This window comes from Flavobacterium sp. K5-23 (genome assembly GCF_023278045.1).
Taxonomy (GTDB): domain Bacteria; phylum Bacteroidota; class Bacteroidia; order Flavobacteriales; family Flavobacteriaceae; genus Flavobacterium.
In genome coordinates this window covers 2101175-2123638 of the sequence record NZ_CP056783.1, presented here as the reverse complement: position 1 = coordinate 2123638, position 22464 = coordinate 2101175, and the positions used below count along the sequence as shown (strand labels likewise).

The window sequence follows — 22464 nt, the reverse complement described above, 5'->3', positions numbered from 1 at the left end:
TAACTATTCCTAAACAATTAACTATTTTTGTCCAAAAAATTATAACTATGTTTAGTCAAGGACAATTAATATTTGCAGGCTGTTTTTTTATTGCTTTTGTTATTGCAATGATTTATGCCTACCGAAAAGATTTAACATTACACAGAACGTTTTACAAGGGTAACTATAAAATATTGATAGGTTTTATTGTTTTTATTGGGATTTTATTCTTGATAAAAGTATATTTTAAAAGGTAACTCCATTCCTTTTTCAACATTAAAACGCCCTTTATTCGCGGCGTTTTTTTTTTCGTTTTCTACATTCTACACATACGTTCCATATTACATCATCCCTTTTTGATTAAAATAATTCGTTTCTTCTTTTTATTATTTTGAATCCAAGTCGACTGAATTAAGCTGAACACTAAAAAATCATATAGGACTGCTTTTCAATATAATTTTTTGATACTCCTTTTATTACATTAAAAAAGTGTGAATCTTAAACACAATCCTTAAAATTAAAAGTTAAACTTCAAGAAAAACAGATACTGCTCTGTAAATCTGAGTTTTACATTATTTTCACACAACGTATTAATTATTAATAAAATTTATAACTTTACAACTGAAAATAACCAATTAATTATGAGAATTTTAAAATATATTTTTCTTTTACTTTTACTAAGTCTAGTAGCTCTTTCGATTTTTGTTGCCACACAAAAAGGAGACTACGTCGTAGAGAGAAGTAAAATTATCAATTCATCTAAATCGGAAGTTTTTAATTATGTTAATGATTATCGAAATTGGGAAGATTTTGGTTCTTGGGTAACTGAGGATCCAAATATGAAAATAATTTACTCTCAAAAAACCGTTGGCGCAGGAGCTTCTTATTCTTGGGAAGGGAAAGAAGGTACTGGGGACATGAAGACCCTTTTCACAAAAGAAAATGACAGTATTTCTCAAAAAATGAATTTTAACGGCACTTCTTCTGATGTTTACTGGAAATTTAAAGATACCATTGGAGGAACTAAAGTAAGTTGGAAAACCAAAGGAAAAATGAGTTTTATATTCAAAATTTATACTGCTTTCAATGGTGGTGTAGATAAGGTTATAGGCGGAATGTATGAAAAAAGCTTAACCAACTTAGACAAATCTCTTGATTACGAAATAAACACATTTTCAGTTAAGGTTGATGGCTTAGTAAAAAAAACAGCCTCCTTCTATTTAAAACAAACTTTTACAAGCAAATTTTCAAGTATTTTAAAAAACACACGTCTCCTTTTTCCTAAAATTATTGATTTCTGTAAAAAAAACAACATAGTAGTAAAAGGAAAACCTTTTGTAATCTATGAAACGTATGATGCAATTAATGAAATAGCCCGAATTTCTATTTGTGTACCAATAAAAGAAGAAATTTACATAAGCCCTGGAAGTGATATCTTATCGGGAAAATATGAAACTTTTGAAGCAGTAAAAACAACTTTGACAGGAGATTATTCACACAGAATACATGCGTTAAACAAAGCATTGGAATACATTAAAATAAACCAGCTTAGAATAGACCCAGTTATGTCTCATCTTGAAATTTACACTACTACTAAAGCTGAAATAAAAAGTCCTTCAAAATGGGTTACTGAGTTTTATATACCAATAGTTTCAAAAGCTGTACCTGTATCTACTACGACTACATACATACAACCAAATAGTACTCCGGTAGAAACTACTCAGGAAGAACCTACAGTTAACAACACAGCAGTACCGGTAAAAGTTATTAAACCTATTGTAAAGCCTATTATTAAAAAACCCGAAGCTAAAAAAATAGTTGCTCCTAAAGCAACAGAAATAGATGAATATCAATAATTTTTTTAGTTATCGATTAAACCTATTTGAAGATTTCCACTCTAACTAGATAAATAATAGCTTTGCTGGAAGAACAGGAATTTATACAACAGTTATTGAACCCAAAAACGCAAAATGAAGCGTTTCAAAAACTCTTGTTAACCTACCAAAAGCCTTTATACAATCACATACGTAACATTGTGTTGAACCACGATGACACCAATGATGTTTTACAAAACACATTCATAAAAGTGTTTCAGCATTTGAAAAATTTTAAAGGGGAAAGTAAACTTTTTTCCTGGATATATCGAATTGCTACAAATGAAGCTTTGACTTTCTTAAAACAAAAAGCAACCAAAAGCGGAATTTCATCGGAAATATTACAAAACAAAGCCTTAGACAATCTAACGGCAGACACTTATTTTGACGGGAATGAAATGCAAATAAAATTTCACAAAGCCGTTGCAACCCTTCCTGAAAAACAGCAACTCGTATTTAAAATGAAATACATGGAAGAACTCAAATATGAAGAAATATCATCTGTTTTAGGAACTTCAGTTGGCGCTTTGAAAGCTTCATACCATCATGCAGTAAAGAAAATCGAACTCTTTATAAACACCAATTAAACCTTTTAAAGTTTTTAAAGTCTAAGAAATAATATGAAAGCATTTAAATTAGAAGACGAACCTAAAATAGAAACAGGATTTATTATTCCAGAGAATTACTTTGAAAATTTTTCAGAGCAATTAATGCTGGAATTACCTAAAGAAGAAACTAAGGTAATTTCGTTTTTTCAAAAAAAGCATTACCTTATAATGATGGCCGCAGCTGTTTTAATTATAGCTTTAATGATTCCTATCCTAAATAATAATTCTACTAATGCAAAAGAATTAGATGATGCAACTTTAGAAAATTATTTATCCTATCAAACAAATATGAATCAATATGATCTTATTAGTGTTTTAGACGCTAAAGATTTAAATAAAATGAATACATCTCTGGCTTTAGAAGACAAAACAGTCGAAGACATCCTTATTTCAAACGCTAACTTAGAGAATTATATTCTGGAATAAATTCGAACACAATTTTACATATTTAAAATACAACATAATGAACATTAAAACCCTTTTACCGATACTACTGTTTTTTGTTTCTTTTACTTTTTTCGGTCAAGTCGAAAGAATGAAAGAAAAGAAAGAACAGATTAAAGCTTTGAAAGTAGCATTTTTCACTACTGAATTAGACTTAACATCTAATGAAGCTGAACGCTTCTGGCCTATCTACAATACTTATGATGACAAGCAATTTGAAATCAGACATAAAAAAATGAAAGCTTTTGTCCATAAAATGGATGATAACGCTTTAGACAAAATGAGCGAAAAAGAAGCAAGTACGCTCTTGTCACTCCTATCGAGTTCAGAAGAAGACTTGTTTTTATTGCGTAAAAAATTAAATAATGATTTAAAAGAAATTTTACCTTCTGTAAAAATCATTAAACTTAAAAAAGCGGAAGATAATTTCAACAGAAAGTTATTACACCAATACAGAGACAAACACAAATAAAATGGTTAATTGATTCAACTTAAAAGTGCCCTAAATAATAAATTTCTTTATTATTTAGGGCACTTTTTTATTTAAAAATTATTCGAACCATTTTATTATGACCTGCAGCAATTGCCGTATGATCATTTATAAACCGAATTGTAAAAAAACCTGGGTCGGTTGCCAATTGTTTCCATGAATTACCGCTATCTGACGAATAATGCAATCCTGTGGCACCTACTGAGACCAGTCCTTTGCCTTTACTGTCAGGAACGTATTGTATACAGGATGCATACCCAAATCCTTGGTTCTCCCCTATTAATTCCCAAGTTTTTCCTCCATCTTTTGTAATGGCTTTATTTGTAAAATTTTGTATGGGAACTTCATAATCTCCACCAGCAATAAAACCGTTTTTAGCATCATAGAAATCCGCAGTAAAAATCCCAGTCATTGCCTTTCCTTGAATAATCGGGGTATTATACACTTCCCAATTTTTTCCTTTATCTGATGAGTAAAACACCCTAGATTTCACACCGCCTGAAACTATCCAGGCATTATTCCCTTTTAATACAATATTTGTATTGCTAGCCGCAAAAGCTGCTTCACCCGCTGAAACTTTGGGCAACTTATTTGACGGGATTCTATTCCATGAATTACCTCCGTCTCTTGTAATGATGATAGAAAGACTTTCTCCTATAGGATCGCCCATAGCGATTCCTTCTTTATCATTCCAAAACTGCATACTATCATAAAATACTTTTTCGTGATGTTCCTGATAAACTAACTTTAGGGTCCCCTCCTTTTTTGATACTTTATATAACAAAGCCGGATTAGACACATTGAGTATAAAAATATATTCTTGAGTTTGAGCAATACTCCTGAACTCCCGTTTTAGTGTATCCTTTATACTATTGTTTTCAACTTTTTTATTTTTTACTAAATCAAAATAACCAAATCTTGAATTATTAGCCGCATACCAAACTTTATCAGCATCAACAACCAAGGCTCTTATACTTATTTTATCCTGAAATAAAGTATCGACTTGAACCGATTCAAAAGCAGCACTTTCATTATAAACAACACTATCTCGGGCTGTTTTACAAGATAAAAATACACTTGAAGCTATTATTACCAAAAAAATATTTTTCATTATTTAAAATTATTTAGAGCTAATTTACAATTTAATATAATAATAAGTATAAAGGAAAATGTTTATTGGCACAGTAATTGGATATTCTATAATTGTTAAACATAAATACAAAAGCGATGAAAACTAAAATACTCTTACTAAGCTTAATGACTGCATTTTTTGCAGTACAGCTGCAAGCTCAAAATAGAACCAGAGTCAATGCCATGAATGATGAAATTAGTGATAATTTAGATTTGAGAGCTATTGCATCTATTTTTGGGGACTCCCGAAATCTTCAAGATTTTGAAAGACGATTAAATGATCCCAAACTACAGATATCAAATTTAGATTTAAATTATGATGACGAGGTAGATTATTTAAGAGTAATTGAAACCGTAGAAGGAAGAACACACGTTATTATTATCCAGTCCGTTTTAGATAGAGACGTTTATCAAGATGTCGCTACTATTGATGCAGAAAAAGACAGAAACAATCAAATCCATGTACAGGTAGTAGGAAATGCGTTTATGTATGGACCAAATTACATTTATGAGCCAGTATATTACACAACTCCTTATATTTACGCTTCTTTTTGGGCTTCTAATTATCGTCCTTATTATTCAAACTGGTATTGGAATTATTACCCAAGTTATTATTATGCATGGAATCCTTATCCGATTTTCAGATATAGAAATAACATCAGTATTTGCTTGAACTTAAATAACAATTATAACTATGTAAATTATAGAAGAAGCAGCCAAGCAGTTGTTTTATACAATAGCAGAAGAAGTAATAGTTATGAAAGACAAAATCCTAACCAAGCCTTTTCAAGAAGAAATGCAAACGTAACGAATCGTTATGAATTAGATCAAAGAAGAGATACACGTAATGTAGGTTCTCGAAATGGTGAATCAAGAAATGAAATTGGTTATTTACATACCAGATCAGGTTCTTCTAGAGACGCTGCAACAAATAGAACAGAATCTAACAGAAATAATTCTCAAAACAGATCTAATTCTTCAAGAGACAACGCCAATCAAAGGGTAGAATCTAACAGAGGTAATTCATCAAGAGAAGCGACTCCTCAAAGAGAATATTCTCAAAATAGAGGGAACTCTTCAAGAGAAGCAACTTCTCAAAGGGTAGAATCTAACAGAGGAAATTCATCAAGAGAAGCGACTCCACAAAGAGAATATTCTCAAAACAGAGGAAACTCTTCAAGAGAAGCAACACCTCAAAGGGTAGAATCTAACAGAGGGAATTCATCAAGAGAAGCGACTCCTCAAAGAGACAATTCTCAAAGTAGAAATAACACTTCAAGACAAGCAACTCCACAGAGAGTAGAATCTAACAGAGGAAATTCATCAAGAGAAGCCTCTCCTCAAAGAGATAACTCTTCAAGACAAGCAAGTCCTCAGAGAACAGAATCTAAAAGAGAAAACTCTTCTTCAAGAAATGGTAATGGTAATAGAAGAGACTAATATAAAGTAAAAAACTACTAAAAACACGGTTCTACAAACCGTGTTTTTTTTATGTGTAATTTCTACGAAAAACAACCTTAATTTATTTAAAAAGAGTAAATTTGACGAGTTTTTTAAAAGTCACAAATGAGCGCAGCACACAAGGATCTCCACAGTAAATTGTCTTTAGGAGGTTTATTAATTTCATTAGGGATCATTTACGGAGATATAGGTACCTCACCTCTATATGTAATGAAAGCCATACTTAGCAATTATGTTATAAATGCTGATATCGTTTTAGGAGGTATATCATGTGTGTTTTGGACACTTACACTACAAACCACTATTAAATACGTCATCATCACTTTGAGCGCTGACAACCATGGGGAAGGCGGAATTTTCGCTTTGTATGCCCTGGTCAAAAAAACAAAAATAACCTGGCTAATAGTCCCCGCAATAATTGGTGGAAGTGCCTTGCTGGCAGACGGAATCATCACCCCGCCCATCTCAGTATCCTCTGCAGTGGAAGGAATTAGAACCTTTTATCCTGAAATAAATACAGTTCCCATTGTAATTGGAATTCTTTTTGTACTATTTACAATTCAACAATTTGGAACCAAACTCGTAGGTAAGTTTTTCGCGCCTATGATGTTAATTTGGTTTAGTATGCTTGGTATTTTGGGAGTGTTACAAATAGTTCAACACCCTGAAGTATTTAAGGCTTTAAACCCATATTATGCGTATCACTTATTGACTATTCATCCTGAGGGTTTTTATGTACTTGGATTTGTATTCTTATGTACTACCGGAGCTGAAGCATTGTATTCTGATATGGGACACTGTGGAAGAAAAAATATTAGAATCAGCTGGATTTTTGTAAAAACGACCTTGGTACTTAATTATTTTGGTCAGGCTGCCTATCTAATTCACCACGAAGGAGTAACACTTCAGGCTTTAGGAGGTAAAAACGGGAATCCTTTCTATCTAATTATGGCCGATTGGTTCCAACCAATAGGTATTGTAATTGCTACACTTGCTGCGGTAATTGCTTCACAAGCGTTAATCAGCGGTTCGTTTACTTTAATAAATGAAGCCATGAGATTGAATTTCTGGCCTAAAGTAAAAATAAAATACCCCACAGATTTAAAAGGGCAATTATACATTCCGTCTATAAACTGGTTATTATTCCTTGGTTGTGTTGGTATAGTATTGCATTTTGAAGAGTCTAGTAATATGGAACATGCATATGGACTAGCAATTATTCTATGTATGATTATGACCACCATTCTACTCAATTTCTACCTGATTATGAAAAGAGTAAAACTGTTCTTTATAATTCCACTAATCACTATTTATTTATTAATTGAATTTAGTTTTTTAGCGGCTAATATTACAAAATTTGCCGATGGAGGTTATGTTACATTAATCATAGCGGTTATCTTAATATCAGTAATGACTACTTGGTACCTAGCGAAAAAAATCAACAAGAGTTATACTAAAATTGTAAAAATAGAAGACTACAAAAAAGTATTAATGGAGTTAAGTGCCGACTTAACTATTCCAAAGTACGCAACGCATTTAGTTTATATGACTAATGCCAATCGTACAGATGAAATTGAAGAAAAAGTAATGTATTCTATTTTACAAAAAAGACCAAAAAGAGCTGATCTATATTGGTTTGTCCATGTAAACATATTAAACGAGCCTTATAAAACCGAGTATAAAGTTTCTGAAATAATAAAAGACGATTTATATCGTGTGGACTTTAATTTAGGCTTTAGAGAGCCTACAAAAATTAACCTTATGTTTAAAGAGGTCATTAAGGATATGGTTAAAAAAGGGGAAGTTGACATTACAAGTAGATACGAATCTTTAAATAAGAATAATATAATTGGCGATTTCAAATTTGTATTGTCCGAAAAATTCCTTTCTAACGACGGTTATATGCTATGGCACGAAAAATTAATAATGAATTCGTATTTCTTTATTAAAAGATTCAGTTTATCTGAAGAGCAAGCTTTTGGATTAGACAGTAGTTCTGTTAAAATAGAAAAATTCCCAATGGTGCTTCATACACCTGAAAACATAGCTTTAACAAGGGTTAAATAGATTAATTTTCGAAATAAACAAAAAAAACACCGCTTTGAAAGCGGTGTTTTTTTTGTTTTAAAAATATATAACCAACAATCATTATTAAAAATTTAACTTTCAATCAATTAATAGTACCTTTGCACCTCAATTAATTAAAATGAGATTACACAGAAATTTAGTTTATACTACAATCGATTCTTTGAATGCGATTTTCAATGAAGGAGAATATGCCGATAAAGTTGTAGCAAGAGCCTTAAAAAAAGACAAACGTTGGGGAAGTTCAGATAGAAAATTCGTTGCCGAAACTATCTATGAAGTTGTTCGCTGGAAAAGACTTTATGCTGAAGTTGCCGAAGTTAAAGAACCATTCAATAGAGATAATCTTTGGAGAATGTTTTCTGTATGGGCGGTTTTAAGAGGCTACCCTATTCCTGATTGGCGTCAGCTGGAAGGAACTCCAGAGAGAAAAATAAAAGGACGTTTTGACGAACTGTCTAAAAACAGAGCCCTTAAGGAATCTATTCCAGACTGGATGGATGAATTAGGAGTAAAAGAATTAGGAGAAAAAGTTTGGGCTCAAGAGATTGCAGCACAAAACCAACCTGCAAAAGTTATACTAAGAACAAATACACTTAAGACCACAAAAGAAGCTTTAAGAGCTATCTTAATGGATTTAAATATCGATACAGAACTATTAAAAGATCAGCCGGATGCATTAGTTCTTAAAGAAAGAGCAAATGTATTTATGACAGATGCATTTAAACAAGGTTTCTTTGAAGTACAGGATGCTAACTCGCAACTTGTTGCCGCTTTCCTTGACGTAAAACCAGGAATGCGTGTAGTGGATACTTGTGCTGGTGCTGGAGGTAAAACATTGCACATCGCTGCTTTGATGGAAAACAAAGGACAGTTGATTGCTATGGATTTATACGAAAGTAAATTAAAGCAATTAAAAATAAGAGCCAAAAGAGACGGTGCATTTAATATTGAATACCGAATTATAGACTCTACTAAAGTAATCAAGAAACTACACGAAAAAGCAGACCGTGTGTTAATTGACGCTCCTTGTAGTGGTTTAGGGGTTCTTAAAAGAAATCCAGACGCTAAATGGAAACTAAAACCTGAATTCATCGATAACATCAAAAAAATTCAGTCTGAAGTTTTAGAAAGCTATTCTAAAATTGTAAAACCAGGAGGAAAACTAGTTTACGCTACTTGTTCCATCTTACCATCAGAAAATCAAGAGCAAGTTGCTCGTTTTTTGACAACTGACATTGGTAAACAGTTCAATTTCATAAAAGACCAAAAAATACTGGCTTCAGAGTCTGGTTTTGATGGTTTTTATATGGCTCTTTTAGAAAGAAAAGAAGAAGAAATAAAAGAAGTGAAAGAAGTGAAATAAGAGCATAGAAAATAGATTCTAGACTCCTAAATAGTCAAAAAAAAAAAAATCCTCGAAATAGTGTTTACTACTTTCGAGGATTTTTTTATATCTTTTTTATTCTATTCTCTTTTCTCTTTATTCTAAATTAGTCATTCATAGAGATAAGAAACTCTTCGTTATTTCTAGTTTGTCTAAAACGGTCATTTATAAAACTCATTGCTTCCACAGGATTCATATCAGCAAGGTATTTACGCATAATCCACATTCTTTGTAATGTTTTTTCGTCTAAAAGCATATCATCGCGTCTAGTACTTGAAGAAGTCAAGTCAATGGCTGGGAAAATACGTTTGTTAGCAATTTTTCTATCCAATTGCAATTCCATATTTCCAGTTCCCTTAAATTCTTCAAAGATTACTTCGTCCATTTTAGAACCTGTTTCAGTCAATGCCGTAGCGATTATACTTAACGAACCACCATTTTCAACGTTTCTGGCTGCACCAAAGAAACGTTTTGGCTTTTGTAATGCATTAGCATCAACACCTCCACTTAATACTTTACCTGAAGCAGGTTGTACTGTATTGTAGGCTCTAGCCAAACGTGTAATAGAATCTAAAAGAATCACTACATCATGACCACATTCCACCAAGCGTTTTGCCTTTTCAAGAACAATATTAGCAATTTTAACGTGTTCCTGTGGCTCTCTGTCAAAAGTTGAAGCAATCACTTCACCACGTACACTACGTTGCATATCTGTAACCTCTTCTGGACGTTCATCAATCAATAATACTATTAAATACACTTCAGGATGATTAGCAGCAATTGCATTTGCAATTTCCTTTAGCAACATCGTTTTACCGGTTTTTGGCTGTGCCACAATCATACCACGCTGTCCTTTTCCAATAGGTGAAAACAAATCAATAATTCGAGTCGAAATTGTGCTTTGCTTTTCAGCCAAGTTGAATTTTTCAGATGGAAAAACAGGTGTTAAATGTTCAAATGAAACTCTATCGCGAACGACTTGAGGATCGTGTCCGTTTATTTTCAAAACCTTTACCAATGGAAAGAATTTCTCTCCTTCTTTAGGAGGGCGAACAACCCCTTTTACTGTATCTCCGGTTTTAAGACCGAATAATCTAATTTGGGATGTAGATAAATAAATATCATCTGGAGAGGCCAGATAGTTATAATCAGAAGATCTAAGAAAACCATAGCCATCAGCCATCATTTCTAGAACTCCTTCACTTTCTATTATTCCATCAAATTCAAAATCAGAATCTCTAAAGTTGTTTTTCTTAGCTTTAAAATTCGGGTTTTGATTTTGTTTATTTAGTTGATTTGGATTTACTTTTTTTACAGGCTCAGCCACTTCTTCATTTTCATTAGTAGCAGTATTCACAACTACTTCTCCATCATTACTTATTTCTCTCGAAGCTTCTTTATCCTTTTTAAGAGCCAATTTTTTCTCATAAGCTGACTTATTGAACTTAATAACTTTAGCGGGCTTATCCTCTACTATAGGAGCTTCACTTTCTGTTTGTTCCTGAGATTGACTTTCAATTGAAGTGTTACTTTCAGTTGGAGCATCATATTCAACTATATCCTCTTCTTTTTCGAAAAGAGTTTCAGTGGATTTTTTATGGATAGCTGCTTTTTTCACAGGCATAATTCGAACCCTTTTAGGCTTATCATCTTCAGCTGTAATTTCTGCTTTGTTTTCAGTTATTGAATCAACATTCTTTGTCTGATGGTCTAAAATCTGACTGATTAATGTCTCTTTTTTAACACCATTAAACTTAATCGTTTTAGCTAATTTAGCTATCTCTTGAAGCTCAGCAAGCTTCATTTCTTTTAATGCAGAAATATCAAACATAAATGTTCTATGAATTTAATTAATTTGGAATACAAAAAAAATAAGTAGTGATTTTTTTATAATGAATCTTCCGTAGTATGAAGTGCTTACGGTATTGTTATGCAATAATACGAATAATATTTAATGATACAATAGTATTTTTAAAAAAGAAAATATATTTTTGTCAGACAATAATAAAATTATGATTCAAAGAATTCAAACAATATATTTATTTCTTGCCTTTGTAGTAACTGCTGTTCTTCCATTTTTATTTCCACTTTGGACATTGAATGACACTAAGGAATATTACTTTATGCAAAATCAGGTTTATGTTGTTCTATTGGGGTTGAGCACTACGCTTACCGTTTTAAGTATTATTTCATATAAAAAAAGACAAAATCAATTTGTACTTGGCAGATTGAATATCGTATTAAATTTAAGTTTATTAGGATTATTTGTATATCGTTCACTAAATATATCTGGAGAGACAGTTCTTGTTTCTGAGAAAGGTATTGGGATGTTTCTACCTATAGTTGCTATCGTGTTATTAGTCTTGGCTAATAAGGCCATCAAAAAGGATGAAGATCTTGTGAAATCTGTGGACAGATTGAGATAAACCTATAACCTTAGTTTATTAGTGCGAAGAAAACCCGAATGTAACAGTTCGGGTTTTTTTGTATAGTAAAAATCAATTTCATTTACTTTAAAAATAATAAAAATCTTATAAATGATTAGTTGATTTTTTTTCATAAATTTGAGTCAGCATATTTATACGATGACAGATAAAATAAGAATCCACCTCGCAGACGATCACAAAGTGCTCATAGACGGCATGATAACGCTATTGCACACCGTTCCTAGCTTTGAAGTTGTAGGGTTTTCACTTAATGGAAGCTCTCTTTTTGAAGAAGTAACCACAAATGGCGCAAACATTCTAATTCTTGACATTAGTATGCCCGAAAAGGACGGTATAGAAGTGGTGAAGGAATTTGCAAAAAAAGGTTTCCCTTGCAAAGTGATTATCCTTTCCAGCTATGACGATTTAAAAATCATAAAGGAACTTATGAAGCTTGGTACCAGCGGTTATTTGACAAAAAAATGTGCCGGAGAAAACATTATTGAGGCCATCCATACAGTTACAAATGGAGAAGAATATTTTTGCAAATCAGTACGGGAAAAAATATTCAACACCGTAACTATAGACAATCCTAAATTCAACAAAACTGGTGCTACTATTATCGCAATTTTAACAGAACGGGAATTAGAAATTATAACATTAATTGCTTTAGAATTTAGCGGAAAAGAAATAAGCGAAAAACTCTACATAACAACTAATACAGTAGAGACACATCGTAAAAATATTATGAAAAAGCTAAAAGCCAAAAACACCATTAGCTTGGTGAAATTTGCCATTAAAAATAAATTAATCTCGTCCTAGTTATAAACTTTTAAAAGATTAGTAAATCATTATGGTTAGAAACCAAATTATCCTTATCCTGTTCCTTTTCGTCAGTACCTTTAATTACCCCCTATTTGCTAAAGAGACGAACCCTACAATAGCAGAAATAAAAAAAGCCTCCGATGAGGCTGTAATGCTTATGAAGGAGAACAAGTTTGAAAAGTCTTTAATCAAATCCAGATATGCATTACAACAAGCTATAGTTCTTAAAAACGACAATCTTATTGCCACTTGTTATAATACCATTGCTGCCAATTTTGACGGATTATCGGAGTATGAAAAAGCCTTTTATTATTATAAAAAAGGACTTAGCTATGCTAATAAAACGAATAATAACGAGTTAAAAAACTGGCTCTACAACAATTTAGGAAATATTTATTGTTTTGATAAAAAGGAATATGCCACAGGAATTGCTTATTATAAAAAATCATTAGAATACAGTTCGAAAATAGGCGATTCAACGCAAATCGTCTTCACAAATCTCAACATAAGCTGGGCCTATTTTGATATTGGTTCCTTTAAAAAAGGGCTCCCCTATCTACAACTTGTCAATAAATACCATAATAAATTTGGAGATAAGTCTACAATTGTGGCTTTGAATATGCTTAACGGAATGTATTACGGGCATCTTAGCAACATCCCAAAAGCAAGCATGTATTTTGAAAAGGCAATACAACTGGGAAACAAGGGAGAAGAAAAATCAGATTTATCCCTAGCACATCAGGAATACTCCAATTTTTTAATAAAAAATAAGTCTTATAAAAAAGCTTACGAAAATCTGGCACTATACAACTCTATCACAGCCGTAATAAATAACGAAGAAAAATTAAAAAAGGCGAATGTTGCAGGTATTAATCTCCAATTAGACGAATATAAAAGAGAGATTGACAATATGGAAACAAAATACAAAACTGACCAGCAATTACTAATTAATAAACAGAATAAGAATATCCAGGTAAGTGTTATAATAATCTCCTCCTTACTCCTCCTTTTAATATTATCTTACTTCTTTTACCAAAACACAAGCCTAAAACAAAAAAACAAACTCAAAGACGTACAAAGTAAAATACAACAAAACATCATCAATGCCTCCATTAACGGACAGGAAACCGAACGAAAAAAAATAGCTTCTTTTTTACATGATAATATAAGCGCTTTATTATCTACGGCTGGACTACACTTGAGTGTTGCGACTTCTAAAAACAACCACCTTTCTGAAGAAATCATAAAAACCAAAGCTATTTTAGAAGAGGCACATGATAAAGTTCGTGATTTGTCTCATGAGCTCCTTCCCTCTCTTTTGGCCCGATTTGGTCTTTTTTATGCACTTCAGGATTTGTGCGAAAAAAACTCAAACTCGGTTATACATTTTGAATATTCGAGTTCCTTAGCAACAAAAACACGCTTCAACGAAGAATTTGAAATGAAAATGTATTTCATCATAACAGAGTTATTAAATAACATAATCAAACACAGTCAGGCAAAAATCGCAAAGGTCAACTTACACGAAGAAGACAATCAATTAATCATTCACATTTATGACAACGGAAAAGGATTTGACTCTAAGAATTTTGATGTTATCGAAGGATTTGGTCTCAACCAGATTAGAGCCCGAATAAGCAATATGAATGGGGAGTTTTCCATTCAGTCCAAACTCGATACTGAAACTTCAATTAAAATAAAAGTCCCTATTTTACAAACTGCGTAATTAGGCTCTCTTTTCAATTTCAATAATTTCCAAGTTTTTTATTTTATCCCCATCAATCAGGAACCGAAGCATTGTGCGAACTTGATGAAAACCGCTTTTTCCTGCTGCTCCGGGATTCATGTGTAAAAGGTTGTGTTTTTTATCGAATATCACTTTTAAAATATGGGAATGCCCACAAATGAATAATTTAGGAGGATTAGACATCATTTCATTCCTTAAAGAAGGATTGTATTTCCCGGGGTAACCACCTATATGAGTAATCCAGACATCAACTCCTTCGCACATAAATCGATTGTGTAACGGAAATTCTAATCTGGCTTTATCATCATCAATATTACCGTAAACACAACGGAGCGGTTTTAGTTTTTTTAGGGCATCAGTTACTGCTAAATCTCCAATATCTCCTGCATGCCAAACTTCATCAGCTTGTGCTACGTATTTTAAAATAGTGTCATCAATATGACTGTGGGTATCAGAAAGGAGAAGAATTTTTTTCAATGTTTTTTTTAAAAGTCCCTAAAAAACAAAGGTACTAAGGTTTTTATCTATTTATGCTAAATCTTAATTCAAACTTTTGTGCCTTTTTACTCAATACCATTGCAAGTTTACGAATCAGAATCTTAGTACTTTTATAAAACCTTTGTACCTTTGCAGCTCTGAAACTCTGAACCTATATAAGACTTGAGATATTTTATAAAATTAGCATATAACGGAACCCTTTATCATGGTTGGCAATACCAACCTAATGCTTCATCAGTGCAGGAAACATTGAATAAAGCATTTTCTGTATTATTGAATACTTCGATAAACCTTATGGGAGCGGGACGTACTGACACAGGAGTTCACGCCAAGGTAATGTACGCTCATTTTGATTTTGACACTCATATTGATAGTTCGAAATTAGTTCACAAACTCAACTCCTATTTACCAAAGGACATTGTTATTTATGACATAATTCTCGTTGCTGATGAAGCTCACAGCCGTTTTGACGCTACTAAAAGAACGTACGAGTACCATATCAATACATTCAAGGATGCTTTCTCGCAAGATCAAAGTTGGTATTTTTATCAAAAACTAGATATTGAATTGATGAATGAGGCCAGCAAAATATTATTCAATCATATAGATTTTCAATGTTTCTCGAAAGTAAATACGGATGTAAACACATTTGATTGCACGATTTTTGAAGCCTATTGGAAACAGGAGAATGAGAAACTGGTGTTCACCATTTCGGCCAATCGTTTTTTACGTAATATGGTTCGTGCCATAGTGGGAACATTAATTAATATTGGATTACACAAGATTACTCTTGCTGATTTCAACAACATAATTGAAGGTAAAAACCGAGATAAAGCGGGGTTTTCAGTACCGGCACACGGATTGTATTTAACTGAAATTCATTACGATTATTTGTAAATAGTTTTTTGGGTTTTGGGTTGGTAATAAACTTATTTCGTTCAAGCATTTAAATCATCAATTCGAGTGTTTTTTTTTAAGTAATGAAACCGAATAAAAAATATAGCGGAAATAAAAGTTAACCACATAGTAACATAGAAAAATAGAATGAGATAGACCAATTAATTGGTTTCGTTTAGACAGTACGACTTTGGTTTTGGGTCACAACCCTATCATTTACTATAATTAAGTGAAACGACTTTATAAAAACTATGCTTCTATGTGGTTAAAAAATAATATAAATTAATTTACACATAACAGGTTAATAATAACCCGTTAAACATTAATTAAAAAAAAAAACATAAATAAAAGTTAGTAACATAGAAAAATAGAATGAGACAGACCAATTAATTGGTTTCGCATAGACAGTACGACCATAGCTATCGGGTCACAATCCTATGATTTACTATAATTAAGTGAAACGACTTTATAAAAACTATGCTTCTATGTGGTTAAAAAATAATATAAATTAATTTACACATAACAGTGTATTACAATAACAAAATAAATACAGCATCCCGATTAGTAGTTATAAAAACCCTAAATCGGAATTCATAAATCATCATTCATAATATGAAAGCAAAAGCATTCGACACCCGATTATTCAAGAGAATATTACATTACACTAAACCGTACCAGTTGCGTTTTAACGGTGTGGTTCTTTTTGCCATTTCCCTTTCTGTATTTGCGGCATTGCGCCCTTATTTACTGAAGCAAACCGTAGATGGTTATATTCAAACTCGAGATGCTAATGGGCTTTTGTACTACATCAGTTTAATGGGAATCGTATTGTTGATGGAGGTTATTTCGCAGTTTTACTTTGCCTATTGGGCTAACTGGCTGGGTCAGGATATTGTGAAAGATATTCGAATTAAATTATTCAAACATATATTGAGTTTCCGAATGAAATATTTCGACCACGTTCCTGTAGGTCAGCTGGTAACTCGTTCTGTGTCTGACATTGAGTCGATTGCCCGCATATTCAGTCAGGGGATTTTTATGATCATCAGTGACTTGTTGAAAATGGTTGTGGTGTTGCTTTTTATGTTCTATATGAACTGGACGCTTACCTGGATTGTGATTGTCGCTATGCCTATTCTAGTTTTTATTACTCGAATATTCCAACGCAAAATGCAAGTTGCTTTTGAAGAAGTGCGCAATCAAATATCTAATATGAACTCGATGGTTCAGGAACGAGTTACGGGTATGAAAATTGTTCAGCTTTTTAATCGCGAAGACACTGAATATGAAAAATTTAAAGAAATCAATGACAAGCATAAAAAGGCTTGGATAAAAACCATTTTATACAACTCGATTTTCTTTCCTATTGCTGATATTATTTCGTCTTTGACTTTAGGTTTCATCGTGCTTTATGGCGGAATGAAAATTTTGAACGGAGATACTTTTACCACTTTTGGGGATTTGTTCTCTTATACAATGTTCATAGGAATGTTATTCAACCCACTACGTCAAATTGCTGATAAATTCAACGAAATGCAACAGGGAATGATTGCTGCCAATCGTGTTTTTGCTATTATTGACACACAAGATCAAATTCAAGACACTGGAAAAATTGACGCTCCCGTTTTTAAAGGAAGCATCAGGTTTGATAAAGTTCGTTTTAGCTATATTCCTGAAGAGGAAGTTATAAAAGGAGTCGATCTAGAAGTGAAAGCGGGAGAAACCGTTGCTATTGTAGGTTCTACAGGAGCCGGAAAATCAACCATTATCAATTTATTGAACCGTTTTTATGAAATTAATAGCGGAACGATTTTTATAGACAACCATAATATTGAAGAGTACACATTGGGTTCTTTAAGAAACCAAATTGCGGTAGTACTTCAAGATGTATTTCTTTTTGCAGATACTATTTTCAATAACATCACCTTAAACAATCCTGATATTTCTCGCGAACAGGTTTTGGCTGCAGCCAAAAAAATAGGTGTACACGACTTCATTATGAGTTTGCCTGACAATTATGATTTTGACGTGAAAGAACGCGGAGTGATGCTGTCATCAGGACAACGCCAGCTGATTGCTTTCTTGAGAGCTTACGTCAGTAATCCAAGTATTTTAATTCTAGACGAGGCGACTTCGTCAATCGACAGCTATTCAGAAGAGTTGATACAACGCGCTACAGAAACCATCACTGAGGGAAGAACTTCAATTGTTATTGCCCACAGACTGGCAACGATTGTCAATGCTGATAAAATTGTGGTTATGGATCAGGGATTGATAGTAGAACAAGGAACACATCAAGAATTAATCAATCTTGAAGGAGGTTTTTACAAGAACTTGTATGACTCTCAGTTTTCGGTAGCGAATTAATGATGAATTATGAGTTATGGGTTTTGGGTTATGGGTTATGGGTTATAAATAGAAAGTATTCTCTTTCCTCTTTCCTCTTTTCTCTTTTCTCTTTTCTCTTTTCTCTTTTCTCTTTTCCTAACAAATCTTTAAATAATTGAATCTTTAAATTTTTCCAAAACAGAATAAATCCTTAAATTCGCACAGTCAATTAAACAAAGAAAAAAAACAAGAAAAGGAAAGGCGCTTTGGCGAATTCAATTTTTTCAACTAAAAGAAATAAAAAAATAAAAGATGAAATACGATATCATTGTTTTAGGAAGTGGACCAGGCGGATATGTAACTGCCATTAGAGCATCACAATTAGGCTTTAAAGTAGCCGTAATTGAAAAAGAAAACTTAGGTGGAGTTTGTTTGAACTGGGGATGTATCCCTACGAAAGCATTATTAAAATCAGCACAAGTTTTTGATTATCTAAAACACGCTTCCGATTATGGATTGACCGTATCATCATTCGACAAGGATTTCCCTGCAGTAGTTCAACGCAGTAGAACAGTTGCCAGTGATATGAGCAAAGGAGTTCAATTCTTGATGAAAAAAAATAAAATCGACGTTATCAATGGTTTTGGAAAACTAAAACCAGGTAAAAAAGTCGATGTTACTGACGCTGATAATAAAGTAACGGAATACAGTGCTGATCATATTATCGTGGCTACAGGAGCACGTTCACGTGAGTTGCCTAACTTGCCACAAGATGGTGTGAAAGTAATAGGATACCGTCAAGCGATGACAATGACAACACAACCAAAATCGATGATCATCGTAGGTTCTGGAGCTATTGGAGTTGAGTTTGCTCATTTCTATAACTCGATGGGAACTGATGTGACTATCGTAGAATTTATGCCAAATGTTGTCCCTGTAGAAGACGAAGACATCTCAAAACAATTTGAGCGTTCGTTGAAAAAAGCGGGAATTAAAATTATGACTAACTCTTCAGTAGAGACTATCGACACTAAAGGAGCTGGTGTAAAAGCATTTGTAAAAACGGCCAAAGGAGAAGTAGTTCTTGAGGCAGACATCTTACTATCGGCAGTGGGAATTAAAACCAACATTGAAAACATAGGTCTGGAAGAAGTGGGAATCGCTACTGACAGAGACAAAATATTAGTAGACGCTTACAACCAAACAAACATTCCGGGTTATTACGCCATAGGTGATGTGACTCCGGGACAAGCACTAGCTCACGTAGCTTCTGCCGAAGGAATCAACTGTGTGGAGAAAATTGCAGGAATGCACGTTGACCCTATCGATTATGGAAACGTACCGGGTTGTACTTATGCTACTCCTGAAATCGCTTCAGTAGGATTGACTGAGAAACAAGCCAAAGAAAAAGGATACGAATTAAAAATTGGTAAATTCCCATTCTCAGCTTCTGGAAAAGCGAAAGCTTCAGGAACACCTGATGGATTTGTAAAAGTAATTTTTGACGCTAAGTATGGCGAATGGTTAGGCTGTCATATGATAGGTGCCGGAGTAACGGATATGATTGCTGAGGCAGTTGTGGCGCGTAAACTGGAAACTACAGGACACGAAATCCTAAAATCCATTCACCCGCACCCTACAATGAGTGAGGCGGTTATGGAAGCCGTGGCTGATGCTTACGGAGAAGTAATTCACTTGTAAAACAATCCCGTAGAGACGCATAACAATACGTCTCCACTTTATTATATCAATCCGATTTGTGAAAGCAAGTCGGATTTTTTTATGGGCGTGCCCCAGCTTCCACTCCGTTCCAGCAGCGTCAGGCTTTCGGCACTCGCTCTTTGGTTTCCGCTACGCTCCACCAAAAGGAGCTCAAACAAAGCCTTAATCCTTCACGCGACCTACTAACCAGAAAGTGGTATTTAATTAAGATATATACAGGAATTATTAGGCCACAACAGCAGTAAAACCACCCAAATATACACCCACGTTAGTACGAAAAATCTACAACATATAAAAAGCCCATTCGATGATTTGTAATAAAAATATTATTTATATATTTGACAACAATCCGCTACTTAGTAGCGCCTATACACTAGTTAGCGGTTATGGTAAACAAACTAAAATTACAACAAAATGAAAGATTCAGAAGTAATAGAATATATTAAAACACATAACTTAATCGGGCTAAAAGCAGGTGAATTTCGAATAACATTTTTGGAAATTTGGATGGTAGTAGTTAATGACCGAATCTTTGCTCGTTCTTGGGGTTTTGCAGAAAAAAGTTGGTATAATACTTTTTTATCTGATAGCAATGGACAAATAAAATGTGGAGAAACTGTTTTTAATATAGAAGCCATAATACCTGATGATTTAATTGAAATTTCTGAACAAATCAATAATGCATATTTAGAGAAATATGACAGTGGAAGTAATTCTCAATATGCTCAAGGAATAATCAAACAAAAGCATATTGAAAAAACAATGGAATTTATTATTACTGAATAAATAAAACCACAACCGCTAATCGAGTAGACGGCTCCGCTAGAAACTAACGGAGTGCGCCTCTCACACCACCGTACGTACGGGTCACGTATACGGCGGTTCGCAAAGTGATGGGTTGAGTTCAATGTGTGTTTCCAACATAGACCGATAACCTTTCTTCTTAAGCCGTAGTAGGGTAATTGTAGAAGTTAGAATCGGACTTTGAGCAATACGCCAGCCTCCTTTTCTTGTCCTGCTCCAAGCATAGGCGTGGTCTTTATCAACTCCTAGTCGCATCAGGTTTTTCCTTTTGCGTTCGGGTTTCTTCCAGTCCGTCCAAATGCAATAGCGCAGACGATTGCGCAACCAACCATCAATATCTCGTAGCTTTCCTTGAATACTCGTTCCCCGAAAATAGTTTAACCATCCTCGTTGGATTTCATTGATTTTTCGGATTCGTTCCTCGAAACTTCTAGGTGCGGTTTTGCGGGTCGCTTCCTTTAAACTTTGCTTGAGTTTTGCCCAAGCTTTCTTTCCTACCGTTAACTGATACCTGCCTTTTACGCCTTTTTGATAAGTCGATGCAAAAGAAAATCCCAATATCGTGAACTGAATTGGTTTTCTAATCCCACTCTTTTCTTGATTAATAGTCAGTTTTAGCTTGTCTCTCAAAAACAGAAAGATAGCATTACCAACCGTTTTGGCTTGGGTTTTCGATTTGGTGTAAATGCTAAAATCATCGGCATAACGAACAAACTTCACTCCTTTTCTTGTCAATTCCTTGTCCAATTCGTGGAGTAGGATATTTGACAAAAGCGGACTAATCGGACTTCCTTGCGGAACGCCCTTTCTACGTTTGACCAGTTTTCCTTTGATGAGTATAGGCACTCGCAACCATTTGCGGATTAACCGTAAAGTCGTTGGGCATTTTACCTTTTGGTAAATTAGGTTCAGCAACAAGCAATGATCGACTTCGTCAAAGAAGGTCTTTAGGTCAATATCTACAATATAATTGTAGCCTTCGTGAATGTTTCCCAAGGCTTTGCCTACCGCTTGGCGGGCATTTTTATTGGGTCGAAATCCGAAACTATTCACACTAAAATCCTTTTCGAATCTTGGCATCATCGCTTGCGATACGGCTTGTTGAAGTAGTCTGTCGACTACTGTTGGGATTCCCAAGAGTCGGAACTTTCCGCCTCCTTTGGGAATCTCCACCCCAAGAATGGGTTGCGGTAGATAACGGTCATTCTTAATATCTTCCAGTAATGCAGATTTATGTTCACGGAAATAATCCGTCAGCTGAGTGGTTTTTAAACCATCAACGCCAGCACTACCTTTGTTGACTACTACTTGACGTAGCGCCTTTTGGAGATTGTAAGGATGTGTTACTTGTGCAATCATTCTTAAGTTTTACATTAAATTCTTACTGTTCCGCTTTTCTAGGGCTATAACTTGCGTCATTCCTTTAGAAATTAAGAACCACTTGCGTTCAGTCCTTCCTTGTTTGTGAGACTTGTGCGGTATCTATTCGCAACTCGTTGCCCCAAGTACTATGACTTCTGCTGACTTCTTTACTTTACCAACTCGTGGTTGCAAAGACCTCCCCTGGTAAGAGCTTTTTCCTTCGTCCAATCCCTGCGACATCTACTGAGATACGATTTTGATAATCTTTGGACGTTGCAATGCTGTGCTTGCTTATCCTCGTATAACAGCCTCTTATGCCGTTTCTGTTCGTCAGTACCGGATTTTGCCGTTTCGCTTCCTTCACTGCATATCTCACGATAAACCAGCTTGCGACGT

General features: G+C 33.9%; 19 protein-coding genes. 15 read left to right on the top strand and 4 right to left on the bottom strand.

The features are described 5' to 3' along the window. Positions 1-47 precede the first annotated feature (47 nt). The 5 genes from FLAK523_RS09245 to FLAK523_RS09225 all read left to right on the top strand — a co-directional run bounded on the left by FLAK523_RS09245 (position 48) and on the right by FLAK523_RS09225 (position 3377). Positions 48-236, top strand: coding sequence for a hypothetical protein (locus FLAK523_RS09245; RefSeq protein ID WP_248902827.1), 189 nt, complete (start codon positions 48-50; stop codon positions 234-236). A 384-nt stretch (positions 237-620) separates the two neighbouring features. Next, the gene (locus FLAK523_RS09240) at positions 621-1835 is read left to right on the top strand and encodes an SRPBCC family protein (RefSeq protein ID WP_248902826.1); all 1215 of its coding nucleotides are present in this window, start codon (positions 621-623) and stop codon (positions 1833-1835) included. A gap of 62 nt (positions 1836-1897) precedes the next feature. Next, on the top strand, positions 1898-2440 hold the full coding sequence (locus FLAK523_RS09235; RefSeq protein ID WP_248902825.1) for an RNA polymerase sigma factor: 543 nt from the start codon (positions 1898-1900) through the stop codon (positions 2438-2440). 33 nt (positions 2441-2473) lie between these two features. Further along, positions 2474-2887, top strand: coding sequence for a hypothetical protein (locus FLAK523_RS09230; RefSeq protein WP_248902824.1), 414 nt, complete (start codon positions 2474-2476; stop codon positions 2885-2887). A gap of 37 nt (positions 2888-2924) precedes the next feature. Then, positions 2925-3377 (top strand): sensor of ECF-type sigma factor, encoded by a 453-nt coding sequence (locus FLAK523_RS09225; RefSeq protein ID WP_248902823.1) that lies wholly within the window; start codon positions 2925-2927, stop codon positions 3375-3377. Between the two features lie 67 nt (positions 3378-3444). Here FLAK523_RS09225 and FLAK523_RS09220 read toward each other — a convergent pair whose 3' ends face one another. Then, a complete protein-coding gene (locus tag FLAK523_RS09220; RefSeq protein WP_248902822.1) occupies positions 3445-4506 on the bottom strand; it encodes an oxidoreductase in 1062 nt (353 codons plus the stop codon). 116 nt (positions 4507-4622) lie between these two features. Between FLAK523_RS09220 and FLAK523_RS09215 the strand changes: the two genes are divergently transcribed. The 3 genes from FLAK523_RS09215 to FLAK523_RS09205 all read left to right on the top strand — a co-directional run bounded on the left by FLAK523_RS09215 (position 4623) and on the right by FLAK523_RS09205 (position 9438). Then, positions 4623-5966: a hypothetical protein gene (locus tag FLAK523_RS09215; protein WP_248902821.1), complete on the top strand. Its 1344-nt coding sequence runs from the start codon at positions 4623-4625 to the stop codon at positions 5964-5966. Between the two features lie 126 nt (positions 5967-6092). Next, entirely contained in the window at positions 6093-8054 is a 1962-nt protein-coding gene (locus tag FLAK523_RS09210; protein WP_248902820.1) for a KUP/HAK/KT family potassium transporter, read from the top strand. 139 nt (positions 8055-8193) lie between these two features. Then, a complete protein-coding gene (locus tag FLAK523_RS09205) occupies positions 8194-9438 on the top strand; it encodes an RsmB/NOP family class I SAM-dependent RNA methyltransferase (RefSeq protein ID WP_248902819.1) in 1245 nt (414 codons plus the stop codon). Between the two features lie 127 nt (positions 9439-9565). Here the strand turns inward: FLAK523_RS09205 and rho are convergent, their stop codons facing one another. After that, positions 9566-11290, bottom strand: a complete 1725-nt coding sequence (rho, locus tag FLAK523_RS09200) for a transcription termination factor Rho (protein ID WP_248902818.1) — start codon at positions 11288-11290, stop codon at positions 9566-9568. Positions 11291-11471: 181 nt separating this feature from the next. Here rho and FLAK523_RS09195 point away from each other — a divergent pair, with 181 nt between their 5' ends. The 3 genes from FLAK523_RS09195 (at position 11472) to FLAK523_RS09185 (ending at position 14436) form a co-directional block, all read left to right on the top strand. Next, complete coding sequence (locus tag FLAK523_RS09195; protein WP_248902817.1) at positions 11472-11885, top strand: DUF4293 domain-containing protein; 414 nt, start codon at positions 11472-11474, stop codon at positions 11883-11885. A 159-nt stretch (positions 11886-12044) separates the two neighbouring features. After that, positions 12045-12707, top strand: a complete 663-nt coding sequence (locus tag FLAK523_RS09190; protein WP_248902816.1) for a response regulator transcription factor — start codon at positions 12045-12047, stop codon at positions 12705-12707. A 31-nt stretch (positions 12708-12738) separates the two neighbouring features. After that, positions 12739-14436 carry an ATP-binding protein gene (locus tag FLAK523_RS09185; protein ID WP_248902815.1) on the top strand — a complete coding sequence of 566 codons (1698 nt, stop codon included), beginning with the start codon at positions 12739-12741 and terminating at the stop codon, positions 14434-14436. Here FLAK523_RS09185 and FLAK523_RS09180 read toward each other — a convergent pair whose 3' ends face one another. Beyond that, positions 14437-14934: a metallophosphoesterase gene (locus FLAK523_RS09180; protein WP_248902814.1), complete on the bottom strand. Its 498-nt coding sequence runs from the start codon at positions 14932-14934 to the stop codon at positions 14437-14439. It lies immediately after the preceding gene. A gap of 183 nt (positions 14935-15117) precedes the next feature. Between FLAK523_RS09180 and truA the strand changes: the two genes are divergently transcribed. The 4 genes from truA (at position 15118) to FLAK523_RS09160 (ending at position 20688) form a co-directional block, all read left to right on the top strand. Beyond that, a complete protein-coding gene (gene truA, locus FLAK523_RS09175) occupies positions 15118-15852 on the top strand; it encodes a tRNA pseudouridine(38-40) synthase TruA (RefSeq protein ID WP_248902813.1) in 735 nt (244 codons plus the stop codon). Positions 15853-16464: 612 nt separating this feature from the next. Beyond that, positions 16465-18219, top strand: coding sequence for an ABC transporter ATP-binding protein (locus FLAK523_RS09170; protein WP_248902812.1), 1755 nt, complete (start codon positions 16465-16467; stop codon positions 18217-18219). A gap of 273 nt (positions 18220-18492) precedes the next feature. Then, positions 18493-19881 (top strand): dihydrolipoyl dehydrogenase, encoded by a 1389-nt coding sequence (lpdA, locus tag FLAK523_RS09165; protein WP_248902811.1) that lies wholly within the window; start codon positions 18493-18495, stop codon positions 19879-19881. A 435-nt stretch (positions 19882-20316) separates the two neighbouring features. Next, positions 20317-20688 carry a DUF2255 family protein gene (locus FLAK523_RS09160; RefSeq protein WP_248902810.1) on the top strand — a complete coding sequence of 124 codons (372 nt, stop codon included), beginning with the start codon at positions 20317-20319 and terminating at the stop codon, positions 20686-20688. Positions 20689-20769: 81 nt separating this feature from the next. On the opposite strand, the gene ltrA is transcribed toward FLAK523_RS09160, so the two are convergent. Then, positions 20770-22065: a group II intron reverse transcriptase/maturase gene (gene ltrA, locus FLAK523_RS09155; RefSeq protein WP_248902809.1), complete on the bottom strand. Its 1296-nt coding sequence runs from the start codon at positions 22063-22065 to the stop codon at positions 20770-20772. Between the last annotated feature and the right edge of the window lie 399 nt (positions 22066-22464).

Excerpts from the sequence above, each read along its gene's own strand:
- FLAK523_RS09245 (WP_248902827.1), top strand. The coding sequence starts at position 48 with ATGTTTAGTCAAGGACAATTAATATTTGCAGGCTGTTTTTTTATTGCT.
- FLAK523_RS09240 (WP_248902826.1), top strand. The coding sequence starts at position 621 with ATGAGAATTTTAAAATATATTTTTCTTTTACTTTTACTAAGTCTAGTA.
- FLAK523_RS09230 (WP_248902824.1), top strand. The coding sequence starts at position 2,474 with ATGAAAGCATTTAAATTAGAAGACGAACCTAAAATAGAAACAGGATTT.
- FLAK523_RS09225 (WP_248902823.1), top strand. The coding sequence starts at position 2,925 with ATGAACATTAAAACCCTTTTACCGATACTACTGTTTTTTGTTTCTTTT.
- FLAK523_RS09220 (WP_248902822.1), bottom strand. The coding sequence starts at position 4,506 with ATGAAAAATATTTTTTTGGTAATAATAGCTTCAAGTGTATTTTTATCT.
- FLAK523_RS09215 (WP_248902821.1), top strand. The coding sequence starts at position 4,623 with ATGAAAACTAAAATACTCTTACTAAGCTTAATGACTGCATTTTTTGCA.
- FLAK523_RS09210 (WP_248902820.1), top strand. The coding sequence starts at position 6,093 with ATGAGCGCAGCACACAAGGATCTCCACAGTAAATTGTCTTTAGGAGGT.
- FLAK523_RS09205 (WP_248902819.1), top strand. The coding sequence starts at position 8,194 with ATGAGATTACACAGAAATTTAGTTTATACTACAATCGATTCTTTGAAT.
- rho (WP_248902818.1), bottom strand. The coding sequence starts at position 11,290 with ATGTTTGATATTTCTGCATTAAAAGAAATGAAGCTTGCTGAGCTTCAA.
- FLAK523_RS09195 (WP_248902817.1), top strand. The coding sequence starts at position 11,472 with ATGATTCAAAGAATTCAAACAATATATTTATTTCTTGCCTTTGTAGTA.
- FLAK523_RS09190 (WP_248902816.1), top strand. The coding sequence starts at position 12,045 with ATGACAGATAAAATAAGAATCCACCTCGCAGACGATCACAAAGTGCTC.
- FLAK523_RS09185 (WP_248902815.1), top strand. The coding sequence starts at position 12,739 with ATGGTTAGAAACCAAATTATCCTTATCCTGTTCCTTTTCGTCAGTACC.
- FLAK523_RS09170 (WP_248902812.1), top strand. The coding sequence starts at position 16,465 with ATGAAAGCAAAAGCATTCGACACCCGATTATTCAAGAGAATATTACAT.
- lpdA (WP_248902811.1), top strand. The coding sequence starts at position 18,493 with ATGAAATACGATATCATTGTTTTAGGAAGTGGACCAGGCGGATATGTA.
- FLAK523_RS09160 (WP_248902810.1), top strand. The coding sequence starts at position 20,317 with ATGAAAGATTCAGAAGTAATAGAATATATTAAAACACATAACTTAATC.
- ltrA (WP_248902809.1), bottom strand. The coding sequence starts at position 22,065 with ATGATTGCACAAGTAACACATCCTTACAATCTCCAAAAGGCGCTACGT.